Origin of the sequence: Hymenobacter psoromatis (assembly GCA_001596155.1) — a bacterium.
Taxonomy (GTDB): domain Bacteria; phylum Bacteroidota; class Bacteroidia; order Cytophagales; family Hymenobacteraceae; genus Hymenobacter.
In genome coordinates this window covers 2,564,755-2,589,772 of sequence record CP014771.1, presented here as the reverse complement: position 1 = coordinate 2,589,772, position 25,018 = coordinate 2,564,755, and the positions used below count along the sequence as shown (strand labels likewise).

Annotated in this window: 17 protein-coding genes, 1 tRNA gene and 1 pseudogene; 9 read left to right on the top strand and 10 right to left on the bottom strand. The window is 61.9% G+C overall.

The window, feature by feature from the left end; genetic code table 11:
• Positions 1-2: 2 nt before the first annotated feature.
• From A0257_10960 to A0257_10935, 6 genes and pseudogenes are all read left to right on the top strand, one after another.
• Complete coding sequence (locus tag A0257_10960; GenBank protein AMR27564.1) at positions 3-476, top strand: hypothetical protein; 474 nt, start codon at positions 3-5, stop codon at positions 474-476.
• A 48-nt stretch (positions 477-524) separates the two neighbouring features.
• On the top strand, positions 525-782 hold the full coding sequence (locus tag A0257_10955) for a hypothetical protein (protein AMR27563.1): 258 nt from the start codon (positions 525-527) through the stop codon (positions 780-782).
• A gap of 91 nt (positions 783-873) precedes the next feature.
• A pseudogene (locus A0257_10950) lies at positions 874-1,618 on the top strand (iron transporter).
• A 138-nt stretch (positions 1,619-1,756) separates the two neighbouring features.
• The gene (locus A0257_10945; GenBank protein AMR27562.1) at positions 1,757-4,948 is read left to right on the top strand and encodes a SusC/RagA family TonB-linked outer membrane protein; all 3,192 of its coding nucleotides are present in this window, start codon (positions 1,757-1,759) and stop codon (positions 4,946-4,948) included.
• 143 nt (positions 4,949-5,091) lie between these two features.
• On the top strand, positions 5,092-6,384 hold the full coding sequence (locus tag A0257_10940) for a hypothetical protein (protein ID AMR27561.1): 1,293 nt from the start codon (positions 5,092-5,094) through the stop codon (positions 6,382-6,384).
• Between the two features lie 92 nt (positions 6,385-6,476).
• Positions 6,477-8,753, top strand: coding sequence for a radical SAM protein (locus tag A0257_10935; GenBank protein ID AMR27560.1), 2,277 nt, complete (start codon positions 6,477-6,479; stop codon positions 8,751-8,753).
• A gap of 188 nt (positions 8,754-8,941) precedes the next feature.
• Here A0257_10935 and A0257_10930 read toward each other — a convergent pair whose 3' ends face one another.
• The 3 genes from A0257_10930 to A0257_10920 are packed head-to-tail and all read right to left on the bottom strand — an operon-like array spanning position 8,942 to position 10,732.
• Positions 8,942-9,934, bottom strand: coding sequence for a hypothetical protein (locus A0257_10930; GenBank protein AMR27559.1), 993 nt, complete (start codon positions 9,932-9,934; stop codon positions 8,942-8,944).
• A gap of 11 nt (positions 9,935-9,945) precedes the next feature.
• Positions 9,946-10,494, bottom strand: a complete 549-nt coding sequence (locus A0257_10925; protein ID AMR27558.1) for a hypothetical protein — start codon at positions 10,492-10,494, stop codon at positions 9,946-9,948.
• Positions 10,495-10,543: 49 nt separating this feature from the next.
• The gene (locus A0257_10920; protein ID AMR27557.1) at positions 10,544-10,732 is read right to left on the bottom strand and encodes a hypothetical protein; all 189 of its coding nucleotides are present in this window, start codon (positions 10,730-10,732) and stop codon (positions 10,544-10,546) included.
• A gap of 143 nt (positions 10,733-10,875) precedes the next feature.
• Between A0257_10920 and A0257_10915 the strand changes: the two genes are divergently transcribed.
• From A0257_10915 to A0257_10905, 3 genes are all read left to right on the top strand, one after another.
• Positions 10,876-10,948: transfer RNA gene (locus A0257_10915), tRNA-Gly, on the top strand.
• Positions 10,949-11,069: 121 nt separating this feature from the next.
• Positions 11,070-12,170, top strand: coding sequence for a restriction endonuclease (locus A0257_10910; protein ID AMR27556.1), 1,101 nt, complete (start codon positions 11,070-11,072; stop codon positions 12,168-12,170).
• A 1,324-nt stretch (positions 12,171-13,494) separates the two neighbouring features.
• The gene (locus A0257_10905) at positions 13,495-13,752 is read left to right on the top strand and encodes a hypothetical protein (protein ID AMR27555.1); all 258 of its coding nucleotides are present in this window, start codon (positions 13,495-13,497) and stop codon (positions 13,750-13,752) included.
• A 261-nt stretch (positions 13,753-14,013) separates the two neighbouring features.
• Here A0257_10905 and A0257_10900 read toward each other — a convergent pair whose 3' ends face one another.
• The 7 genes from A0257_10900 to A0257_10870 all read right to left on the bottom strand — a co-directional run bounded on the left by A0257_10900 (position 14,014) and on the right by A0257_10870 (position 25,009).
• Complete coding sequence (locus A0257_10900) at positions 14,014-16,770, bottom strand: hypothetical protein (GenBank protein AMR27554.1); 2,757 nt, start codon at positions 16,768-16,770, stop codon at positions 14,014-14,016.
• Between the two features lie 51 nt (positions 16,771-16,821).
• Complete coding sequence (locus tag A0257_10895; protein AMR27553.1) at positions 16,822-17,721, bottom strand: hypothetical protein; 900 nt, start codon at positions 17,719-17,721, stop codon at positions 16,822-16,824.
• A gap of 191 nt (positions 17,722-17,912) precedes the next feature.
• A complete protein-coding gene (locus tag A0257_10890; protein AMR27552.1) occupies positions 17,913-18,989 on the bottom strand; it encodes a hypothetical protein in 1,077 nt (358 codons plus the stop codon).
• Positions 18,990-19,023: 34 nt separating this feature from the next.
• Positions 19,024-21,714, bottom strand: coding sequence for a hypothetical protein (locus tag A0257_10885; protein AMR27551.1), 2,691 nt, complete (start codon positions 21,712-21,714; stop codon positions 19,024-19,026).
• Between the two features lie 224 nt (positions 21,715-21,938).
• Positions 21,939-23,345, bottom strand: a complete 1,407-nt coding sequence (locus A0257_10880) for a 9-O-acetylesterase (protein AMR27550.1) — start codon at positions 23,343-23,345, stop codon at positions 21,939-21,941.
• Positions 23,346-24,173, bottom strand: a complete 828-nt coding sequence (locus tag A0257_10875; GenBank protein ID AMR29722.1) for a hypothetical protein — start codon at positions 24,171-24,173, stop codon at positions 23,346-23,348. It lies immediately after the preceding gene.
• Between the two features lie 23 nt (positions 24,174-24,196).
• Positions 24,197-25,009 (bottom strand): 3-oxoacyl-ACP reductase, encoded by an 813-nt coding sequence (locus tag A0257_10870; GenBank protein AMR27549.1) that lies wholly within the window; start codon positions 25,007-25,009, stop codon positions 24,197-24,199.
• Between the last annotated feature and the right edge of the window lie 9 nt (positions 25,010-25,018).

Genomic DNA, 25,018 nt, shown 5'->3' with positions numbered 1-25,018 from the left:
TTATGAGCTACCACGAAAGCCAAGTCTGCCTGGGCCAGGCCGAAGCCGCCCTTTCTCACGGCCAGTATGAGCAGGCGGCGGGCCAGTACGCGGCCGTGGTCACGGGCCTGAGCCCGACGGCCAGCCCCGGCCGGCCGCTCACGCCGCCGGCTTCGCTGCTGGTGCGCCACTACGCCGCCGCCAGCCACGGCCAGAGCGCCGCCCTGGTGCGCCTGGGCGAGATGCAGGCCGCCGAAAACACCTTGCTCACCGCCCTCACCCGCCTGCGCGGCTGCATCAGCAACCTGGGCACGCCCGCCGCCGAGCGCGCCCCGCTGCTGACGGAGTACAAGCTGTGCTTCTACGCGCTGGCCGACTGCTACTTTGCCGGGCAGCAGACCGAGAAGCTGAGCGCCTACGTGCGCCGCCACGCCCCCGAAATTCAGCGCTGGGCGCAGGACCTGCACCTGGTGCGGGCCGATGCGGCTACTAATTAGCTATCGCATAAGTACTTATTTCTCACCCTACACCTCTCTTTTTTACTCATGCCAACCCCCGAACAAGAAGCCGAGCAGCACATCGGCGAAACCAAGGGCCTGCCCAACCACGCCCACGACCTCATCCACGACCTGAGCAACCGCCTCGATGCCCTGTGGCGCTACGACCAGTGCATTGCCAACGCCGAGAAGGCCGGCGTGCAGGATAGCAAGCAGTTCTGGCAGGACCTTAAAACCCAGGAAGTCAAGAACATCGACCGCCTGAAGGCGCTGATTCGCCAGCGCGTGCAGGACAAGAGCTTCTAGCCCGCGCCCTACCCCCCCTTCCGTAGCCGACTGGCCCGGCGGCTTCTGGCCGTTGGGCCTTTATGGTTTCCTACCCCCTCGCTTTTTCCCCATGCTCCCTACCCCCCACGCCGAAGCGCATCTCACCAGCTCGGCTTTTTTAGGACATCGTGATTGGCCTTTCCGATGGCCTCACGGTGCCCTTTGCCCTGGCCGCCGGGCTGAGCGGGGCCGTGCAGTCGTCGGGCCTCATCATCACGGCGGGGCTGGCCGAGATTGTGGCCGGCTCCATCGCGATGGGCCTGGGCGGCTACCTGGCCGGCCGCACCGAGGTGGAGCACTACGCCGCCGAGCTGGCCCGCGAGCACGAGGAAGTGCGCACCGTGCCCGACGTGGAGCGCCGCGAAGTGCACGAGCTGTTCGTGGAAATGGGCCTCTCCGACACCACCGCCACCCACGCCACCGCCGAGCTGGTGCAAAACCCCGCGCAGTGGGTGCGCTTCATGATGAAATATGAGCTGGGCCTGGAAGAGCCCGACCCGCGCCAGGCTCCCAAAAGCGCGGTCACCATCGCGGCGGCCTACGTGGCGGGCGGGCTGCTACCGCTGAGCGGCTATGTTTTCACCGCCACCCCGGCCGAGGGTCTGCGCTGGTTGGTGCTCATCACGCTGCTGTGTTTGCTGGTGTTCGGGTACTTCAAGAGCCGCCTCACCGGGCAGCCGCCGGTGGCCGGGGCGCTGCGCATGGCCGCCATCGGGGCGGCTGCCTACTTCGTGGCCCGGCTGGTGCAGGGGGGTAGGGCTGGCCCGGCCAGCGCACGACGACCAGTTGGGACGCTACTGGTCCTAACTTACTGAAGGCGTTTAAAGCCGGGGGTAGGGCACCGGGCGCGGGTAAGCGCTTCGCTGCATGAAGGCAAGATTAAGGGGAAATAGCCAAAAGTGTCTTATACTTGACGCCACGAACTGCTTTTCTTACCCTTACCCCTTCATTCTATGTCTCATACCTACTTAGCCAAGAAATCCTGGGCCACCGGAATTTGCGTGCTGCTGGGCCTGCTGCTACACGCGGCGGCGTGGGCGCAGGCCGGGCCGCGGTTCACGCTCATCGGGCGGGTGCGCGATGCCGGCGGGCAGGGCCTGCCGGGTGCCACGGTGCTGCTCAAAGGCACGACCCAGGGTGCCACCACTGGCCTCGACGGCGCTTACACGCTCACGGGCACGCAGGCGGCGGGGGCCTACACGCTCACGTTTTCGCTGGTAGGCTACCGCACCGAATCGCGGGCGGTGACGCTGGGCGGGGCCGAAACCATAACCACCGACGTGCTGCTGGCCGAAAGCCACCAGAACCTCGACGAAGTAGTGGTAGTGGGCTCGACGGTGACCACCAGCCGGCGCGAATTGGGCAATGCCATCAGCACCATCAGCGGCAATGAGCTGACGCAGAGCGGCTCGGGCGGCTTGCTCAACTCGCTGCAGGGCAAGGTGCCGGGCGCGCAAATAACGCAGAACTCCGGCGACCCGGCCGGCTCCATCTCGGTGCGCCTGCGCGGGGTGCACTCGCTGTCGGGCTCCTCCGACCCGCTCTACGTCATTGATGGCGTGATAATTAGCAACGCCAGCACCAACGTGTCGCAGCTGGCCTCGGCCAACGACATCGGGCAGGCCAACGCCGGCCAAAACCGCCTGGCCGACCTCAACCCCAACGATATTGCCAGCATCAACGTCATTAATGGGGCGGCGGCGGCGGCGCAGTACGGCTCGCGGGCCTCCAATGGGGTAGTGCTCATCACCACCAAGCGCGGGCAGGCGGGCGCGCCGCGGGTGTCATTCAGCACTAGCTTTCAGCTCAATGAGCTGCGCCACATGGTGCCGGTGAATACGTATGGCAAGCAGTTTGGCTACGCCGGGCTGCGGCTCTACCCCATTGGCGCGCCGGCGGTGGCCGCCAACCCCGGCGTGACGACCACCGGCATTACCCGCGCCGGGGCTACTACCCAGCTGGCTACCAACCTGGTAGATGTAACGCGCTACAACTACTTCGACCAGATTTTCCAGAAAGGCTACGGCACCGACGATGCCTTGTCGGTGGCCGGCGGCTCGGAGCGCACGCAGTATTATTTTTCGCTGGGCTACCTCAAAAATCAGGGCATTATCAAGGGCACTGATTTCACGCGCTACAACCTGCGGGCGCGCCTCGACCAGCGCCTCACCAGCTGGGCCAAGGTGTCGGCGGGCCTGAGCTACATCAACAGCTTTTCTAATGAGAAAGCCAACGGCAACGTCTTTTACAGCCCCATCAACTCGGTCAATATCACCAACAATATCTACGATATTACGCAGCGCGATGCCAGCGGCAACCTGCTGGCCGTGGAGCCCACCCGCGTGAACCCGCTCTCGACCATCGAGGACATGAAATTTACGCAGGGCATCAGCCGCACCATCAGCGACGTGCAGGTGAGCCTGACGCCCGTGAAGGGCCTAAGCGTGGACTACGTGCTGGGCGTGGATGCCTATTCGCAGGCCGGCCAGAGCTACATCCGGCCCTACCCCTACCAGGCCACGGCGGGCCTGCCGGCCGCCCGCTACCCCCTCGGCTACGCCGCCAACGGCAACAACGTGGCCCTCCAGCTCAACTCGGACGTGAACGTGGGCTACGAGCGCTATTTCACCGAAAACCTGAAGCTGAACCTGCTGGCCGGTTACAGCTATCAGTATAGCCAGCAGGACTATACCACCACCCAGGGCCAGAACCTGGCACCCTTCATCACCACCGTGAGCGGGGCCTCGAACACCACCGTAACCTCGGCTTATTCGCTCGACCGCTTCGACCTGAGCGGCTACTACGGGCAGGCCACGGTGGGCTTCCGCAACCTGGCGTTCGTCACCGGCTCGCTGCGGCGCGACCGCTCTTCGAAGTTTTCGGAGTCGGAAACCAACCAGCTGTATCCCAAAATCAGCGGCTCGCTGGTGGTGTCAGATTTGGGCTTTTGGCAAGATGCGGGCTACGTCAAGGCCTTCAACAGCCTCAAGCTGCGCGCCAGCTATGGCGAGGCCGGCAACCTCACGGGCATTGGGTCTTACGACCGGTTTTACCAGTTTCAGCCGGTGGGTTTTTTGGGGAAGAACACCATCGTGCCGGGCACGACGCTGGCCAACCCCGCCGTGCGCCCCGAGCGCATGGGCGAGTTTGAGTTTGGTGCCGACCTGGGCTTTTTCAACGACCGGCTGGGGCTGGGCATCACGGCCTATCACCAGAAAATAACCGACCTGGTGGTGCGCCGCAACCTGGCCGCCAGCACCGGCGGCTCGGCCATTGTGAACAACGTGGGCTCGATGGAAAACCGCGGCCTGGAAGTGGTGCTGAGCGCTACCCCCGTCAAAACCAGTAGCTTCGCTTGGGATATCACCCTCATTTACAACCGCAACCGCAACAAGGTGCTCGACCTGCCGGGCTCGAACGGCGCGACGCAGGCCATCTCGATTGACAACGCGGCCGGCGCGCCGGTGTACCTGCTCAATGGCCAGCCGGCGGGCGTGTTCTACGGCTCCACCTACGCCCGCAACCCCGACGGCTCGCTGCTGCTCACGCCCCAGGGCTTCCCGCAGGACGAGCGCACCAGCGGCCAGGCCGTGGGCAGCACCACCTACGTGCCCGCGCGCGGGGCCGATGGCCAGCCCAGCTACGCCGCCGGCACCACCGTGGCCAACGCCGTTATCGGCAACCCCAATCCCAACTGGACGGGCTCGCTCAACACCACATTCGCCTACAAAAAGCTGTCGCTGCACGTGCTGCTCGATGCCGTGCAGGGCGTCAGCGTCTTCAACGCCGATAAGCGCACCCGGCAGGGGGTAGGGCTCGGCGACCTGGACGAGCAAGAACTGCGCGGCACGCTGCCCCGCGGCTACGTTTTCGCCATCTACAACACCCAGCAGTTTCGGGTCGATGATGGCTCGTACGTGAAGCTGCGCGAACTGGCCCTGAGCTACTCGCTACCCACCATCAGCAAGTATCTCAATGCGTTAACGGTGTCGGTGGTGGGCCGCAATCTCTATTCGTGGGATAAATACAACGGCTTCGACCCCGAAACCAGCGCCGGCGGCTCCTCCGATTTGCTGCGCGCCATCGACTTCGGCAACGTGCCCATTCCGCGCGTGTATCAACTCAAGCTGGCGGCCACTTTCTAGGGTCGTCAATCACCAAAAGAACATCATGCTGAGCTTGCCGAAGCATCTCGCGTGCAGTAGTAATCAAATCATTCAACGACGCGAGCGAGATGCTTCGACAAGCTCAGCATGACGTTCTCCTACTCTTCTTCGCTAGCAATAATATGAAAAAGCTGTTCTTTCTGGCCGCCCTGCTTTCGCTCGGCGCCTGCAACAAAGATTTCCAGAACCCCAGCACGGCCAGCCAAACGCAGGTCGTGACCTCCTCCGACGGCCTGCTCACGCTCTGCAACGGCCTGCAATACCGCTACACCACCAACGGCCTGCTGAGCGTGCTCTACAATGCCACTGCCCTGGGCGGCCTCAGCACCCGCGAGTTAGCTATTCTGAACGTGGGTAATATTGAGGAATACAACGTGAGCCTGGGCGCGGGCAACGTGAACAACAGCAACGGCGTGGTGCGCAACGCGTGGACGCAGTGCCAGCTGGTGCGCGCCAACGCCGACCTGGTGCTGGCCAACGCCGCCAACGCTCCCGACGCGGGCACCCGCAGCGGCATCGTGGCCTACGCCAGCATTTTCCGGGCGCTGGCGCTGGGCACGCTGGCCGAGTTTTTTGAGCAGGCGCCGCTCGTCACCGGCGACAACGCGCCCTTCGTGCCCCGCACCCAGCTGCTAACCGATGCCGTGACGCAGCTCGAAGCCGCCGCCGCGCAGCTGGCCGCCACGCCCGTTTCGGCCGATTTCACGAGCAAAATCGTGCCCGGCCTCGACCTGGCCAACACGCTGCAAGCCCTCATTGCGCGCTATAGCCTGGAGGCCGGCAACTACGACAAGGCCATCGCTGCCGCCGCCAAAGTCGATTTGACCAAGAAATCAGTCTTCAACTTTGATGACAATACCCGCAACCCGATTTTTGAAGTCGCCTTCGGCAACCGCAACGTGTTTGAGCCCACCGATGCCAGCCTGGGCCTCACCGGCGTGCTCGCGCCCAGCGCCGCCGACCAGCGCCTGCCGTTCCTGGTGCGGGCTAACCCTACCCCCACCCAAAACCGCGGCCTCGCTTTTTATACCGCCAACGGCGCGCCCATTCCGGTGTATTTGCCGGGCGAGATGCTGCTCATTCAGGCCGAAGCCTACGCCCGCAAGAACGATTTGACCAACGCCGTCACGTTTCTCAACCGGGTGCTGACCAAGACGCCGGCCCAGGATATTTACGGCCTCGGCGCGGCCCTACCCCCCTACGCCGGCGCGATGACGGCGGATGCGGTGCTGCTCGAAATCCTGCGCAACCGCGACATCGAGCTGGCTTTCCAGGGTTTTCGCCTGCCCGATAGCCGCCGCTTTGGCCGCCCCGGCCCCGGCACCCCCGGCACCGAGCGCAACCGCACCTTCTACCCCTACCCCCGCACCGAGCGCGAAAACAACTCCTCCACGCCCACCGACCCGGCGATATAGGTAGCGGTTCTGGCGGGTGGGGTAGGGCGGGGAGAGCGCCGCTTTTAACGCCCCGCCCGAACCACGCGGCTCCCGCGTAGGTTTGTAGTCCCGTGCCTAGTTCTTCGCCTCGCCTGCTGCTCATTACCCCGCCGCTCACGCAGCTCAATACCCCGTACCCGGCCACGGCCTATATCAAGGGTTTTTTGGGGACGCGGGGCTACCAGGCACGTCAGGCCGACCTGAGTATTGAGCTGGTGCTCAGGCTGTTTTCGAAAGAAGGCCTGACGCGGGTATTCGACGAAATAGAAGCCGGTGACTACGACCTCAGCGACAACGCTCAGCGGATGCTGCGCCTGCGCCGCCGCTACGAGGCCAGCATTGGCCCGGCCATTCGGTTTTTGCAAAACAAGGACCTCACGCTGGCCCCGCGCATCTGCCACGGCCGGTTTTTGCCCGAAGCCAGCCGCTTTGACAACGTGGCCGACCTCGAAACGGCTTTCGGCACGATGGGCCTCACCGACCAGGCCCGCCACCTGGCCACGCTGTATTTAGAGGACCTCGCCGACTTGGTGAAAGAAACCGTGGGCCCGCAGTTTGGCCTCTCCCGCTACGCGGAATCCCTGGCCATGTCGGCCACCCACTTCGACCCGCTGCACGCCGCCCTGCAAGCCCCGCCCAACCTGCTTGACCGCATGCTAATGGAGCTGCTGGATGCGCTCCTGGCCGAGGCCCGGCCCGATATCGTGGGCTTCACCGTGCCCTTCCCCGGTAACCTCTACGCCGCCCTGCGGCTGGCCCAGCGCATCAAAGCAGTCAGCCCCGAAACCGTGACCGTGATGGGCGGCGGCTACCCCAACACCGAGCTGCGCGGCCTGAACGAGCCGCGCTTTTTTGACTACATCGACTATTTGACTCTGGACGATGGCGAGGGGCCGTGGCTGCGGCTGTTCGGGTATTTGCAGGCTAAAAAAGAACGTCAGGGCGAGCAGTGGCGGAGGCAGGAAGAGCATGACGTTCTTTTTGCCTCCATTGACAAAAGCCAGCTCCAGCGCACCTTTCTGCGTAACGAGGCCGGGCAGGTCGAATATATCAACCATCCGCACCCCGACATTCCGCATCCCGAAGTCGGCACGCCCGACTATTCGGATTTGAAACTGACTGATTATCTGTCAGTTATTGAGGTATTGAACCCCATGCACCGCCTCTGGAGCGACGGCCGCTGGAACAAGCTCACCGTAGCCCACGGCTGCTACTGGAAGCGCTGCTCCTTCTGCGACGTTACGCTCGACTACATCGGCCGCTACGAGGACGCGCCGGCCACGCTGCTGGTCGATAGAATCGAGCAAATAGTGGCCCAGACCGGCCAGACCGGCTTCCACTTCGTGGACGAGGCTGCCCCGCCGCTGGCCTTGCGTGACCTGGCTATTGAGCTATTGAAGCGCCGCGTCAGCATCAGCTGGTGGGGCAACATCCGGTTCGAAAAAACCTTCACGCCCGACCTCTGCCGGCTGCTGGCCGCCTCGGGCTGCATCGCCATCAGCGGCGGCCTCGAAGTGGCCTCGGATAGGCTGCTGGCCCTCATGGAAAAGGGCGTGACCATCGCCCAGGTAGCGCGCGTCACGCAGGGCTTCACGGCGGCCGACGTGCTCGTGCATGCCTACCTCATGTACGGCTTTCCTACCCAAACCGCGCAGGAAACCCTTGATTCGCTGGAAGTTGTGCGCCAGCTCTTCGAGGCCGGCATCGTGCAGAGCGGCTACTGGCACCGCTTCTCGATGACGGCCCACTCGCCGGTGGGGAAAAACCCCGCCAAGTACCAGGTCGCCGCCACCGGCCCCGAGCCTGGTCCCTTCGCCTGGAACGACCTCTGGCACGATGACCCGCTCGGCGCGGACCACGAAACCTTCGGCCCCGGCCTGGCCAAAAGCCTCTACAACTACATGCACAGCGTGGCCCTGCGCGAGCCGCTCAGCTTCTGGTTTGATTTCAAAACGCCCCGCCCCACGGTGCCCCGCCAGCTCATTCAGCAAGCACTGACTGAGGCCGATAAGCCCGATTTTGCTCAGCCCAACCGCCGCCTATTCTGGCTCGGCAACCCACCCGAGCTGGAGCTAAGAACCACCGGCGGCACCAGCCCCAAAGACAAAAAAATGACCCGCGCCATCCTCACCTGCTACGAGCAGGCCGAGGATTTCGAAGTGAAAACCACCGAAATCATCGGTCCCTGGCTGCACGAGCTGCTCACGCGCCTCAGCACCGACTACGACGCCAAATTCCTGCTCAAAGAAGCCGCTGCTACCTTTCCGCCCGCCGCTGGTCCCTGGGAAAATTTTCTGCAAAGCCCCGCCTGGCGGTTGCTGCGCGAAAAGGGCTTGCTGCTGGTGTAGGGGGGTAGGGCCAGTATAGGTATTTTCACCGCAGAAGACGCAGAGGGCTTCGCGGAAGAGCCGCAGAAGAAGAACCTCTGCGGCTCTTCCGCGAAGCCCTCTGCGTCTTCTGCGGTGAAAATACCTATACTGGCAGCCATTGCAAGCAGCAGCTTTAAGCGCCAAAATAGAGTAAAGTAGTAGTAATTCTAACGTGCTTTAAGCCAATTAATTACCTGCGTCATCAAGCTGGCTTGCGAGCCTTGCCGCACGCGCTGACCACCCAGCAACGCCCGCCCGGCGGCGGCGGCCTTGGGCTGCGCTACCCCATACACGGCCAACAGCGGTTCGTGCTGGGCCAGGTCGCGCCAGGCGCGCCGGGCCGCCAGCGGGGGGGTAGGCAACTCCTGCACCACCACGAAGGCGGGCCGCGAAGCCGGGTTTTCGGCAAAAAGTGAGGGTAGCTGGTCCGCCGCTCGCCCGCCCAGCCAGGCTCCCACCCGCGCCGTATCGACGCCCGCCGTGCGGCGCAGCAGCGCCAGCGAGTTGGCCAAGGCGGGCGCGGTGAGCGTGTCGGCGGCGGGCAGCAGCAGCACCGTATGGCCCTCGCGGGCTAGCGCATCGGCCCACACCGGGCCTTCGGCGGCGGTAGGGGGGGTAGGGAAAAACGCCAGCGCCAGGCCAGGCAGGCTCTCATCGGCGGGGCTAAAGAGCAGCGCCGGGCCGTGGGTGCCGGCCACCTCATCGCGCCGCACCCGGTACACGGCCGGCTCGGGCGGCCCGCGCCGTACCAGCAGCAGGGGGTAGCGCACCGAATCGAGCCGCAGCGTGCCGCGCCAGAAGTCGCCCTGGCGGCCCAGCGTCAGGGTTTCGCCGGGCCGGCCGGGCCGCATCAGGCGCAGCGTATCGCCCGCAAAAGTCAGCGTATCAGCTACAAAGCTCAGCGCGGGTTGCTGGGGCAGCACCAACTCGGCATCGTAGTGGCCGGGCCGCGGGTAGCGCAGCTCCAGGGCGGCGCGCAGCTCGGGCCGGCCGGGCACTTGCAGGCCGCCGGCAAAGTGCCCGGTGAGCAGCGGCAGCGGGGCCGCCGCGTCGGGGCGAGTGCCCGGCTGGCAGGCACCCAGGCCCAGCAGCAGCGCCGCCAGCAGCCGGGGCCATCCAGTTATTTCAGTTATCCAACCTGCCCGATACCGTCGCTGCATGGCCAAAAGTACTACCCCACCCGGCCCGCCAGCCCTTTGCGATATATCAGGTCGCGCTGCACGTCCTCGCCCAGCCGAAAGGCCACGTCGCCAATTTCCCGAAAGCCATAGCGCTGGTAAAAAGACTTAGCCCGCTCGTTGTGCTCCCACACGCCTAGCACCACGGCGCTCACGCCCGCCGCCTGGGCCACCTCCAGGCAGCGCCGCATGAGGGTGCCGCCCAGGCCGGTGCCAATCCAATCCTCCACTACGTAGAGCTGCTTGATTTCAAGCTGCTTGGCGGTATTTTCGGCGGGTAAGCCCAGGGTAGAATCGTTGGCCAGGAGCGCGTAGCCCACGGCCTGGCCCTGCATTTCGGCCAGCAAAAAGGTGTGGCGCGGGTCTTGCAGCTGCGCCAGCTGCAGGTCGGGCCCATAGGCTTCGGCCAGGTAGGCCGCCATATCCTCGGGCGTGTTGGTGGCGGCGAAAGTTTCGCTGAACGTTTGGCGGCCCAGCGCGGCCAGGCGGGTAGCGGTAGCCAGGTTGGCCTTGGCCACGGAAATGCGGAGCGGAGATGACATACTAGCCGCAAAGGTGCAGCCGCCGGGCGGCTTGTGGCCCGCCGCGCCCTCAGCCCGCCCGCCCCACGCGCCAGCCGGCGTAGCTGGTAAGCAGGCCCGCGCCCAGGCCCAGCAGCACGCCCGCCAGCGGCCCGGCCCCCAGCACGCCCAGCTTGTGCCACTCGGCCATCAGCACGTACAACCGCAGCAACTGCCCCAGCACCAGCAGGATACCGGCCGCAATAAGCAACGCCGCCACTACGCGGCGCGAAGCAGGGGACAGGAAGGTGCGGGAAGAAGGACGGCGAGCCATAAGCAGCATCTAAACTACGGCGGGCGCCCCGATGTTCCCCACCTTGCTATTTGGCCCGCCCGCCCTACCTTTGTCCCACCAAATACCCCGCGAGAGTAGCTCAGTTGGTAGAGCATCAGCTTCCCAAGCTGAGGGTCGCGAGTTCGAGCCTCGTTTCTCGCTCATTCAGTAGCAGCCACTTAGATGAGAATCTGAGTGGCTGTTTTGATTACATGTTGAATTACACAAGTCGCTCTATACTTTTAAGCTGAGCGGCCTAGTGGCAATCACTACTTTTGTCTTTATGGCATATAAAGACCGAATCAGCCTCCTAATGGAGCAAATACCCACGACGTTGGTAGATATGGAAGCCGAGCGCCCGCCCATTCGAATACCTTCACAGGCCTCATCAGAATTTACTACTAACCGGGAGCAAGGCGATTGGGCGGAGAATATAATGCTTGCCGCTATTAATCAAACTACAGAAAAGTATGTTGCTGTCCGTTATGGGATGGGGGACGACCGCGTAGCAGGGGAAGAGGGCTTTAAAGAGTTCTTTGAAAACTTTCAACGAGAGGTAGATGAAATCGGAAAACGGCCTGATATACTAGTATTTAAGCGGGATGATTTGCCTACTGATTGGGGTAATGATATTAGCCGAAGACCTCGGGCTGAATTGGATGAAATTGTACCTAAGGCTATTGTAGGTCTTGAGGTGCGTTCCAGTGCATTTCTATCAAAGAAGTACGATGAAGTCATGCGTGAGCGAAAAGAGCGTCATACGCAAGATGCACTGGCTATTAAAAGTCGTATCGAGACAGAATATACAGAACTACTTAATACTGGAAGCCGCCGCGCGTACCTAGATGTTTTAGCAGGAATCACGGCGGAAACGATGAGAGTAATTGACTTTAAACGTCCGACATGGCGCAGTTCTCCGCAACTGGTAGAAGCGGCACAAGCATTTAGTGACTTGAAAACTTCTTTGGAGGAATTACGGAAACGAGACCACTTAAGCATTACCCCCAAAATAGAAGATTTGCGTGTAGTGTACCACTGGGTGCAGACCTATGGCGTTCCACACTTCTATGTGCAGGTTTTCTTCGACCGAGCGTATGCGCTAAGCTATGAGCATATTCTGACTTTATTGACGGACCCCGCTAATGAGGAAACTAGGTACTTCACAGAGGGGGATGTCAAAAATCAAAAGAAAATGACAGTTAAGATTAATCCAGAGGAAGGCTACCTGTTAGCTCCATCTGTGGATGAGCCTGACCATGCTAGCCGACGCAAGGAATTGCGGCGAGGTCAACTGTTATTTTATGTAACCTTTACAAATGGTGCAGCTCAACTGGACTCTGCAGCACTAGCTAAACTTTTGCGAGTTAATCTTAGCGATTTATAAAATCCAATTGAAAGCGTCCGTATCCACCCCAGAAGAATCTTATTTAGCTCGAACTCCACTGGCTCATCGCAAGCAATATGGTCAGTTCTTTACACCACCACCCGTGGCTGACATGATGGCTCGTTGGGTAACAGCGATACGGCCAACGCACGTGCTTGAACCAGCGATTGGAACAGGCATTCTAGCCAGGTCGGTGCAGAGCTATGTGCCAAATTGCCACTTCACAGGCTTCGATATAGACCCGGTAATTATAGAGTGGCTAAAGCATGAAGGCCATAAGAGCGAAAAATTTGAAATTTATCAGGAGGATTTTTTGCGCAGTGACCCCTCAGCACGTTACGATGGCATTATTGCTAATCCACCTTACTTAAAATTTCACGATTACGATAACCTACCCATTATTCGGCATATTGAACTGGAAACAGGGGTTAAGTTATCTGGTTTTACAAATATATACACGCTTTTTATAATAAAGGCTTTGCGCCAGCTAAAAGCAGGTGGGCGAGCAGCGTTTGTCGTACCGTCCGAATTTTTGAATTCTGATTATGGAGTGGCTGTAAAACAATTCTTGATGCAAGAAGGCAGCTTACGCCATGTACTAGTAGTTGATTATCAAGGAAGTGTATTCTCAGATGCATTAACTACAACGTGTGTACTATTATTCTTTCGTGAGGAAGTCGAACAACCTGAAGTAGCATTTTCAAACTTAGATTCTGTAGAGGTATTAGCTAATTGGGACCCAGAACATCTTGGCTCTTCAATATTTGCCTTACAAGATTTGGACCCTGCTATTAAGTGGCGCCGATACTATAAGCAGGGTCAATCGGATAGACCCATTTACGAGCCGTTGGTGCCCTTTTCTATGGTTTGTAAGGTTTCTCGTGGGATTGCTACCGGCGATAATGAGTATTTTACATTCTCTGCTTCTAAAGCTAAAAGGTTTGGCTTAAATCCAGCTACGGCGTTAAGCTTGTGCGTTACTCGTTCAGCCGATGTGCCCAGCAGCTTCTTTACCACTGAAACTCTTTCAGCTCTAATTACGGCCGACAAAACGATATACCTACTCAATGTTAAAGCTGACGCTGGAGAAGAAGCCCAAAACTACTTAAATGAAGGTGAGCAACGAGGCGTATCGAAGAAGCATTTGCCAGCTCATCGTAAGATTTGGCACCGTCCAGAAAATAGATTACCATCCCCAATATGGGTAACGGTATTTAATAGAGGTGGTTTGCGTTTCGTGAGAAATGAAACTAATACGCAAAATTTAACAACATTTCATAGCGTTTACTTGAATCCCATTTACCAATCACGAGTTGAACTCGTGATGGCCTATTTATTGACGGATATAGCGCGTGAAATTTTTGCAGATAACCGACGCGAATACGGAAATGGGTTAGAAAAATTTGAGCCAAATGATTTGAATAAAGCACTCATGCTTGACATAACCTATTTAGCTAAGAAGCAGGTTGCTGATATAGTTTTTCTATATCAGCAATACCGTCAGAGTGTACTTTTAGGTAAACCAGACGAAACTATACGCCTGGAAATTGACCATTATTTCCGAGTAGCTTTTTCTGCGTAAGCGAGCGAGGACACAAGTTAAATGTCAGCTGTAGCCTTATAATCTTGTCAATAGAAGGTATTGTTTTAGCTGAAGCAAAATACCCTTGTATCAGTAAAATTATTTTGCAATTTTTTCTTATAGTGTAAAGATTGTGAAGTAACGTAGTGTAATTAGTCGTTGCGTTCAGCTTTTATACTTTAAAAAATGGCCTTATAATATCAGGACAACCCCACCAAAACACCAGGGAGCCGGAGCCACCGGCTCCCTGGTGTCTCAGGTTTATTCCAGCACTATACGGCGGGCCACCGGCTGGCCGCCCAGGGTCAGGCGCAGGGTGTAGATGCCGGGGGCCAGGCCGCCCAGCTCCACGGTAGTTTCGGGGGTGGGTAGGGGCAGCGTGCGCACCACCTGGCCCAGGGTATTGAGTAGGGTAGCGGTAGTGGCCGGGGTGCCAGCGGGGCGCACTATCGATAGCAGGCCGTGCGTGGGCGAGGGGTAGGCCTGCACCTGGGCGGCGGCGGCAGAGGGGGTAGCCGCGAGCACCAGATTATACACCACGGACGCGATACGGTCGGCGTAGCGCTCACCCAGGATGTGCTGGCTGAGCCCGTCGAAGTGCGGCTCGGTCAGGTCGCCGTTGAGAGGCGTGAGGCCGTCGGCCGTCACGTAGTAGCCATTAGTCACGTTGGCCGGAATGCTCTGAATCACGGCGTTCAGATTTACCGACGAGGTGCGCCACTTGCCCAGCTCACCAGCTACTATCGGGACGTTGGCGCCCAGGTCCTGGCGCAGGTTGGTTACCAGCTGCTGAAACTTGGCCAGGTAGGCGCCCGAGTTCGACTGGTCCGACTCGCCCTGGTGCCAGATAATGCCCTTAAACGTGCCCTGGCCCTGCACCTTGCGCAGCTGGGCCACGGCTTGCTCGTAGAGGTCGAAGTCGTTGGCGCCGCTGTAGCCTTTCTGCCACTGCGAGATGCTGGTGCTGCCCCGCGCGTTCACCACCAGCCCGATGGTCTGGCCCATACGGGCCGCCAGCTTGCGCCCAAAGGTGTAGCCCGGCCCCAGCAGCTGAATATTCAGCGCCTCGCGCACGGTCGAGTATTTATTGAGCGGGTTGGTGGCCTTCTCCCAGCTCGTGCCGGTGAAGAGCAGCACGTTTTGCAGCGAATCGCGGTCGGCTGCGCTAATCTCGGCCCGGCCGGCCATGTTCGACTGCCCGATGAGCAGGTAAATGTCGAACTTGCTCTTGGCCACGGGCGGCGGGGCAATGGTGCCGCGCGTGGTGAATAGTAAGTAGTGTTGCAGCGTCGCTACCCCCTCCCTGCTCACCACGTTGGCCAGCACGCTGCTGCCCGTGGTGTCGGCCAGCACCAGCGACAGCGTTTTGTCGCCGTTGAGCTGGCTGAGCGCGTAGTTGGTGATATCGACCGAAAACTGCTTGGGGTTGGTCATGTTGCCGCTGGCCACCAGGGTGGTTACGTAGGCATTGCGGCCAGGCTGGTTGGCATCGGTAATCGTGTTCTCGTGCCACGTATCGTCGTTCACGGCAAATACGCTCAGCGGAATGGTGCCGGTGGGGTTCACGGTGCTGTTCACCACCAGCTGCACGCTCACGATGGCCGCGGGGTTGGTCACGCCGCTCAGGTCGTATTTAATATAGCTCTGGCGAGTAGCTACCGCACTGGTCGGGTTGTTTTTCACCCGCAGAATGGCCGCGGTGCCGAAGTTGGTATTGGTCGAGGTGCCGCCCTCCACGTGGGCATCCTCGATACCAAAAATCTGCTGCGGTATGAGCGCGGGCGGGGCCACGGGCGGCGGCACGCTCGAAAACTGCTGCGCCCCAATGTCGATGGCATTGGCCTGGTTAATGGGGTTCTGAAAATAGTCTAGGGCCGGTATCGTCGGGATGAGCTTGCCCTTGGCAATGGCCGACGAGCCGGGTTGCAGCTTGTAGCCGTTGGGGCCGGTGCCGGGGGCCACCATGTCGGGGTTGCCATTCACGGCGTACGCGTCCACCGGCTTGTTTACGATGGGGCTGCCGTAGTACAGGTTATTGGAAAATAGGTTGTTCGTGCTACCCCCCAGGTCGAAGGTGGGCGATGGGCCCAGCAGGTAAAACACGTTGTTGTAGTAGCTCGTCTGGTCGGGCCAGTCGGTGAACTGCTTGTGCAGCGTGGGCTTGGTGCCGGTTTGGGTCGAGTCGACGTAGAAAACGTTGTTGTGAACGATGGTGCGCGTGGCCGTGCCCGACACCTTTATCTGGTACTTGCCGTCGCTGCTGTTCTGCGCCACCAGGCCGTTGCGCTCCAGAATATTGTAGCGCAGGATAGTGCTGTCGTTGAACGCGCCGGCGCCGCCGGTTATCAGCAGGCCGTAGTCGTTGTCGTGCAGGTAGTTATACTGCATAATGGTGCCCTTGCTCTTGAAGTCGCTGTCGATACCACCGGCATCGGTGTCGCCCACGTTGGCGCGGGTAAAGCGCGACTCGTTGAACTGCCACAAGGCCCCGTCGGTGTCGAAGTTGAAGCACGCGTTGCCCGAGGTTTTGACGGAGCAGTGGTCAAACAGGTTGTGCTCGATGAGCGGGTTTTTCGAGTCGCGCACAATCAGGCCCTGGGCGCCGGTGCGCTCAAACGTGTTGTTGCGCAGCACGTAATTGAGCGTGGGGGTCCAGTTTACGCTGCTGTTCACAGTGCGGTTGGTCCAGGTCGAGCGGTTCGACACGCCGGTGCGGTCAATGTCGGCAATGCGGCAGCCCTGCACCAGCAGGTCGTCGAAATAAGTAGGGGTCGTGCTGCCGCCAATGTCGAAAAACATGCCGCCGTTGAACTTGCTGTCATCCACGCTATTATCGATAAAGCCGTTGATGCCGTGCATGTTAATGTTCACGAAGTGCAGGTGATGCACCGCGCCCTGGTCCTGGGCCGTTACCAGAATGCCGAATTTCTTGGTGCGGGTCACGGCGTACTGTGCCGTCGGCTGGGTAGCGTTGGCCCACTGGCTCACGTTGTTGGCCTCCCACTGGGCCAGGGTCATACCGCCTTCTTCGGTAGCGTTGTAGTTGGTGATTTCCAGATTATTGACTTCCTAATACTGCTGGTTATCGAGCCGCAGCGTGTAGCTGGTGCCGTTGCCATCGAGCGCGGGCCGCGCCCCGGTGCCATACTGGTCTACCACAATGGGCGCGGCCGCCGTGCCCGAGCCGCCCGCGAACAGCACGCCACTAAAGCGCTGCCCGGCCTTGAACAGAATGTGCGCCCCCGGCCCGAAGGTCTGGGCGCTCACCTGGGTCAGCGTTTGCCGGGCCGCCGTGGCGCTCAGGCCGGTGTTGGCATCCGAGCCGCCCGTGGCATCCACGTAGTAGGTGCCGGTGAGAGAAGAGGGCGGCGTCACGGGGGTGGCCTGGGTCACAATCTGCAGCTGGGGCGGGTTGCTGCCGAATTCTTTCGAGTAAAATTCAATCAGATTGCCGCTGTTCAGCACGTCGCTCAGGCCGAAGGAGATGTCGGCGGTGGTGGTGCCGGCCGGAAAGCTAGCCCGCACGTAGTTCGTCACGTCGATGCTGGTGTAGGCTCCCACCGTGACCGCGCTGCTGCCCTGGCTTGCGCCCAGCGCCGGCGCGTTGGCGTAGGTAATGGCCCCCTCCGTCCAGCCGTTGCCCGTGGCGCTCACCGTCACTTCCGAAGGCGTCGTCGACGATATCTTGTAGCACCACACCTGTAGGATAGCCGTGCTAATCTGGCTCGGGTTGGTGGGCGTCACGTTGAATTTCAGGTACCCGTTGCGGTTCGCCGTCCCGCTGGTGGTGCGCTTCACGGCTACGCGGGTCTCGTTGTTGTAGTTGGTGTTTTGCAGCACGGTGCTGCCCGTTAGCACGTAGGCGTCGTCGCTGGGCGTGAGGGTCTGGGTGGTTTGGGCGGCGGCGGGGCCGGCTAGTAGCAGGCCGGCCGCCCACCAGCTGGCTAGTCGAAGGTATCGTTGCAACATAAAAAATGGGTGGGAAAAGTGAACGCGAGAGGAAGTGGCCAGCGGGCAAAGCGCGGCCTGGCCCGGCCAATAGCGGGCGCTGAAAAAACAGCCGGGAAGTAAAAGCCAGCCTGGGGCGGCCGGCGCGGGAGAGTAGCCACCGGCCCGATGCGGGCCAGGGTTATTCTATAAGTCTAAGGTCGGGCTGCGGGCTAGCTATTGATAATGTAAGCCAACGGTTTATTCACGTAATCGTTTACGCGGCCGGGCGCCGGTCCGCCCCGCGTGGAGGCCCGCCCCACCAGCTCCGACCGCAGCTCCAGACTTTGGTCGGCGCGGGCGGGGCGGCCGGTGGCAATGGCCCGAAATACCCGCTCGGCCGCCGCCTGCCCCATCTGAAAGGCCGGCTGCGTCACGGTGCTCAGGGCCGGCGTGAGCAGCGGCAGCACGGGCGAGTTAGAGAAGCTAATGAGCTTAATATCAGCCGGAATAGCTAGCCCCAGCCGCTGGCAGGCCTGGTAGCTGCTCAGGGCCAGGCTCTCCACGGCCGCAAAAATGCCGTCCACGTCGGGCCGCTGCCGCAGCAGCGCTTCAATGGCGGCCTGGCTTTCGGGGCCGTAGCCGCTGCTGGCCAATTCCACGGCCTGCCCCGGCCCCCGGCCCGCTTCCAGCAGGGCGGCGCGGTAGCCGCGCTGCCGCTCGGTGCCCACCGACAGCTGCCCGGCCAGGGTAAAATGCGCCACCGTGCGGCAGCCCGCTTGCAGCAGGTGCCGGGTGGCGGCGTGGGCGCTGGCGTAGTCGTCGGTGGTCACGCAGGCCACGTCCAGCCCCGCGTATATTCTATCAAACAGCACCAGCGGGATGCCGCGCTCCACCAGCTGGCGCGCGCTGGCCGGGCCGGCCGCCGCCCCGGCCGCCGACAGCAGCACGCCATCGACGCGCCCGCTGGCCAGCAGCTCCACAGCGGCGGCCTCGCGCTGCCCGTCGTCGTGGGTCAGGTAAATCAGCACGTGGTAGTGCTGCCGCCGCGCCACGTCCTCTATCCCGTTCAGAACCAGCGAAAAAAACGAGTTGGTAATCTCTGGAATGACGACTCCAATGGTATTGCTGCGGTTGCGGCGCAGGCTGCTGGCGTGCGGGTTGGGCACGTAGTTGAGCTGCGCGGCCAGCCGGCGCACCCGTTCCTTAGTGGCCTGCGATATATCGTAGCTGTCGTTGAGCGCCCGCGACACCGTAGCAATCGACAGGTTCAGCTGCTGGGCCAGCGCTTTCAGGTTGACGGGTTTCATGGGCGGGAAAAGGGGGGTAGGGAAGCCGGCTGCCTCAGCGCCGCCGCAGCTGGATGCCGTTGAGCACGGCCTCGCCCTGGTGGGGCACAAAGTCCAGGGTCAGCCCCTGGCCGGCGGCCACCGTCACGCGCACCGTCTGGCTCAGAGCGGTTTGGGGCAGCAGCCCGGTGGCGGGGCTGATGTCGGGCAGCAACAGTCGGCCATTGGCTCGCACCCCGAAGCTGCGCTGGCTAGGAGCAGCCGCGGCGGTGCCGGCGGCGGCGGCCTTGTCGAGGTTGTAGGCCAGCTTCTCGGCGGTGGGTAGGTATTGCAGCTCGGCAAAGTGCAGCGTCACGTCGTAGTCGCCGGCCGGCACGTCGGCCTTAAATTGCTCAATGCCAATGCGCTGAGTTTCAAAAATGGGGTCGTAATCCGTGCCTAGAATGTCGCGGTCGGAGCCGTAGCTGACGCGGCTGGTGTTGGCCTGCACGAATACCCGGCCGCCCACGTAGCCCCAGCCGCCGGGCCGGTAAGCCTGCTCGGGCAGCCACACCTGCCGGCGCGGCGGGTCGGTGAAAGTGCGCTGGTCACCCAGGCTCACGTTCAATTCCTGAAAGGGCAGGGCGCGGGATTGCAAGTCGAGCGGCACGAGCTGAAACTGCACGTCCACCTCGTCGTGGCCGGCCGGGCCGGGGGTAGGCGTGTTGGCTGCCAACTGGTTAAGGCCGTTGGTGAAAGGCACGCGGAAACTTGCTACCCCCCCCTCAGCGGCGTGAGTGCCCAGGGGCCGCCCGTTGAGCAGCAGCGTGGCGGTGGGCTGGTTGGTGTACACGTCCACGGTTTGGGCGCAGAACAGCGAGTCGGCGGCGGCGGCCACGCCGCTGCGCAGCGTCCAGTCGCGCGAGCCGATGCGCACGAACGGCCGCGTGAGCAGGCGCGCCTGGTAAAACAGGTAGTCAGCCTTGGGTTGGCGGTCAAAAGTGAGCAAGCCCTTGGCGTTGACGTGCGGCGTGGCCTCCTGCCGGCCCTCGGAGCCGAAGTTGGCCAGGTTCCAGATGGCACCGCCCGCCACAAACGGCCGGCTCAGAATAGCCTGCGAAAAATACTGGTGGTAGCGCACCGCGTACTCGGGTGTCTTGTCGAAGCGCACGGGGTTTTGGGCGTGCAGGCGCACGTCGGCATCGGCCCCAAACTCCGAAATGAGGAGCGCCTTGTCGGGTAATTCGCGGCGGTGAGTATCCAGGAATTTATCAAGACCCTCAAAATCGGCCGAGTACCAGCCATTATACAGGTTCCAGCCAATTACCTGTGGAATATCCGTTAGGCCCGCCTTGCGGTAGAGCTTAAAGTCGCCGTGCATGGCTATCATCGTGGGGCGGCTGGGGTCCTCGCGGTGGCTGAGGTCGTCCAGCTCCTGGGCCAGCCGCGCCACCTGGGCCAGGTAGGCCAGGTTTTTGGCATCGTTCACGTCGCGGCCCCGGAAGGAAAGTAGCACCTCGTTCATGTAGGTCCACAGCACCACGCAGGGGTGATTAAATCCCTGGCGAATCATCTCGGTCTGCATGGTTTTGCAGTTCTGAAAAAACGCCGCCGACTCCGTAATCTGGTTCACCACCGGAATTTCCTCCGACACCAGAATGCCCAGCCGGTCACAGGCCAGCAGCACGGCGGGGTCCTGCGGGTAGTGGGCCACGCGCAGAAAATTGCCGCCCATTTCTTTGAGCAACTCCACGTCGCGCACGGCCAGCGCCTTGGGCACGGCGTTGCCCAGGCCGGCGTAGTCCTGGTGCCGACTGGTTCCCATCAGCTTGAGGTGCTGACCGTTAAGAAAAAAACCCTCTGCGGCATCGAACCGAAACCAACGCAGCCCCAGCGGGTTGCTGGCCTCATCAAGCACCGTATTAGCCTCCGCAATGGTCGAAACCACCCGGTAGCGATACGGCCGGGCCGGCGACCACAGCCGGGGCCGCGCCAGCCGAAACGTCTGGGCCACCGTCTGGGGCGTGCCGGCCGCCAGCGTGAGGCGGCTTTGCTGCCGGGCCACCACCCGCCCGGCCGAATCGAGCAACTGCTGCGTGAGCACCACCCGGCGCGGGGCGCGGCCATCGTTCACGAGCGTGGCCTTGGCCACCACCTCAGCGGCTTCGGCCGACACGCGGGGGGTAGTAAGAAAAATGCCGCCGCTGGCGTAGTTATCGAGGTCAAAATGCACCGGCCCGGCCGTTAGCAAAGAGGCTTCGCGGTAGAGCCCGCCGTAAAAAGTGAAGTCGGCCGTGAGCGGCGCTATGTCGGCGTTGTAGCTGTTGTCCACCTTCACCAGCACCTCATTGCCGGCCGCCGCATCAGGCTTCAGCAGCTTCTCAATCGGCACCCGAAAGGCCGTGTAGCCGCCCCGGTGCTCGCCAGCCTTCTGGCCGTTCACGTACACCTCGGCCACCTGGTTGGCTCCCTCAAATTCCAGGTACACGCGCCGGCCGGCCGGCCCGGCGGGCACAAAAAGCGTTTTCTGGTACCAGCCCGCGCCCCGGTAGTAGCCCGGCACGTCGTCGAAGGCATCCTGGGCGTTCCAGGTGTGGGGCAGGCTCACCGGCTCCCAGCCGGCCGCCGTCGGCGGGCTTTTGCTGAAATCGGTGCCATCGCCTTTGCGGAACAGCCAGTTGCTGTTAATGGACTGCCGCGCCGTAGGCTGGGCCACGGCGGCGGCGGTGGTGAGTAGGAGGAGGAAAAGGGAGAGCAGGTAGCGCATTGGTTTGTAGATTTTTACTAGGCGTTACGGCTGGCGGGTCGCCTTCAACGGGGCACCTCACCCCCTAGCCCCCTCTCCTGCGGAGAGGGGGAACTAGTTCTAGTTATAGTCTTTTAGAAACCAGTTGATTAGAGCTAAAATTAGAAGCTAGTTCCCCCTCTCCGCAGGAGAGGGGGCTAGGGGGTGAGGTGCCCCGTTGAAAGCGACCCACCTCCCTACCCCCCTCACTCCCAGTCATCCGTCCGAAACGACGAGGCCGGCAGCCCGTCATTGTTATACAAGTCGCCCACCACAAACTCCTTAAAAGCGTAGCGCACGGCCACCGGGGCGGCCACCTGCTCGCTTTCCACCTCCACCTTGCCGCCCTTGATAACTGCCGTGGCGGGGTGAAAAACCTTGTCGGCTCCCGCTACCTCAAACAAAGTCAGGGGCTTGCCAAACGATGTGAGGCCATAGCGGGCGTAGTCGAAGGTCAGCGTGACCTGGCGGCCGTTCACGGTCATGGCCTTGAAAACCGGTCCGCCGTAGCTGATGCCCTTAATGCCGTAGGCATTGGCCAGCGCCCAGTAGGCCAGGCGGTGGGCGGGGGCAGTTTTGTCCAGGTAATGGATGTATTTCTCCATGCCCACGTCCATCGTGGAGGCCATGCCCGAGCTGGGAATAACCTTCATCGCGTTGAGCTGGGCCTCGCGCAGGCGGGGGCCGCTGTGGCCTTTGTCCTGCGAGCCGTAGGGCGCAATCTGGACGTAGTAAAACGGCAGCTCGCCCGCGCCCCACTGCCGCCGCCAGTCGGCCACCATCACCGGAAACAAGCGTCCGTAGAGGGCCGGCTCGTGGCGGTTGCTCTCGCCCTGGTACCAGATAAAGCCCTGGCTGCCATAGCCCAGCAGCGGCGCTATCATGCCATTAAAGAGCGTAGTGGCTTCTTTATGAGGCGCTTTCACGGTGTCGAGACTAGCCGGCACCGCCACCTCGGGGAAGGCCTTGAGGCTGGGCGCGCTCATCCAGCTCTCGATGCGGGTGCCGCCCACGGCCGACAAAATCAGCCCCACCGGCACGCCCAATTGCTGCTGCAAATAGCGCCCGTACTGGTAGGCGATGGCACTGAACTCGCGCACGGTAGCCGGCGTGGCCAACTGCCACTCCCCCTTGCAGTCGTCCTGCGGAGTGAGGGAAGTAGCCCGCGCCAGCTTAAATAGCCGCAGCTTGGGGTTAGTAGAGGTGGTAATCAATTCATTGCCATTGAGAATGGGCTGCGAGTTGAAGCCGCGCATGGGCATCTCCATGTTCGACTGGCCCCCGCATATCCATACCTCGCCCACCAGCACGTTGCCGATAGTCAGCTTCTCGCCGTCGCTAAAGGTGAGCGCGAACGGCCCGCCGGCGGCCGGCGTGGCCACTTTCGTGCGCCACTTGCCCTGCGCGTCGGCCTTGGCGGCGTACGTTTTTTTATCCCACGAAGCGCTGATAGTCACGGTGCTACCCGCCCGCGCCCAGCCCCAAAGCGCGGCCTGGCTGCGCTGCTGCAACACCATGTTGGGGCCAATGAGGGAGGGTAGGCGGACTTTGGCCCGCGCCGGCGGCGGCCAGGCGGCGGCGAGCAGCAGCAGCCAAAAAGCGAAGAATCTCATTTAGCGGTGGCGTTTAAGTTTGACTTTGACTTTGGGCGAATTACCGGGTCGGGTCGCGGCGGCTTGCAGCGCCCGCATGGCCACGGCGTAGCGCTGGCCGTAGGTGTTGGCCGAGGCCCCGTCGAAGTGCGTCTGGTCGCCCTTGTCGGTCAGGTCTTCGGAGGTTACGACGGCCGTGTGCGGCACCAGCGCGGGTAGCTTTAGCAGTAGGGCGTTGAAATTCAGGCTATTCTCTTTGAATCGGCCCAGCTCGCCGGCCACCACCGGCAGCGCGGGCTGACCCGTGAGGGTGCGCACCCGGCCAATCAGCTCGGCCAGCTTGGGCAGGTAGGCCGCGGCGGCGGCGGGGTTGCTGTCGGACTCGCCCTGGTGCCAGAGCATCCCCTTCACTACCCCGCAGCGCATGGCGTTTTGGATGCGTAGCACCGCGTCGTCGTAGGGGTGGGTTTTGGTAGCCTCATCGTAGGCGCCCACCTGCCACTTGGCAATGCTGGTGCCGCCCACGGCACAGGGCACCAGCCCGATGCGTACCGTAGGGTCGGCCGCTGCCATCGCTATGCCAAACGACAGCCCCGGCCCCACGCCGGCCGCTTTGGGCTTGTCGAAATGCACTGGGTTGTGGGCGGGCACCCACTTGCCGGCCGCGTTCAGCATGAACACCTGCGGACTGCCCAAAGCTGCCAGCTCGGGCGTTAGTGGCCCGCGCCCGGCCATGTTCGACTGGCCCATCAGCAAGTAAACGTGGAAGTTAGGGTCGGGGGTAGGGCAGGCGGCCGGGGCCTGCGCCCGCGCCACGCCGGCCGCGCCCGCCAGCCACAAGCCGGCCAGCAGATGCAAAAAAGCCAGCCGCTTCAAAACCCGATGGAGTTACCGCCATCCACCGGCAGCGAGGCCCCGGTGATGTAGCGGGCGGCCTCAGAAGCCAGAAAAACGGCCGCGTGGCCAATGTCGGAAGGCTGGCCAAACTTGCCCATCGGGGTGCGGCGCATGGCGCGGTCGCGCCGCTCGGGGTCGTTGTTCATGGCCGTGCGGCTCATCTCGGTTTCGATAAAGCCGGGCGCGATGGCGTTCACCCGCACATTGTCCTTGGAAAACTCCGAGGCCAGCACCTTCACCATGCCCTCCACCGCCGACTTCGACGCGGCGTAGGCCACCACGCGGTCGATGCCGTAGTAGGCGGCCATCGACGAAATCATGAGGATAACGCCCTTCTGCCGGGCCACCATGCGCCCGGCGGCGGCCCGTGTCAGGGCAAATACCGCATTCAGATTAGTATGAATGATACACGAAAATTCCTCGTCCGTCACCTCCAGAGCCGGCTTTTTGAGGTTGATGCCGGCGTTGTTCACCAGGATGTCGAGCGGGCCGTAGGTGGCCTCCAGCTCGGCCACCAGCCCGTCGAGCGCCGGCAGGTCGGCCACGTCGTTGACCAGGTAGTGAGCACCCTCGCCCAGGTCGGCGCAGGCGTCGGCCAGCACCGCCTCACGGCGGCCCGTGATGATGACCGTGGCCCCGGCCGCCACCATGCAGCGCGCGATGTCGAGGCCGATGCCGGTGCCGCCGCCCGTTATCAAGGCCACCTGGCCTTCCAGCGAAAAAGGGTTGGGCCGCAGGGTGGGGGTAGGGGCCGGGGCCGCCGCGTGGCCGTTTGAGAGCGCGTTCATAGTTCTATA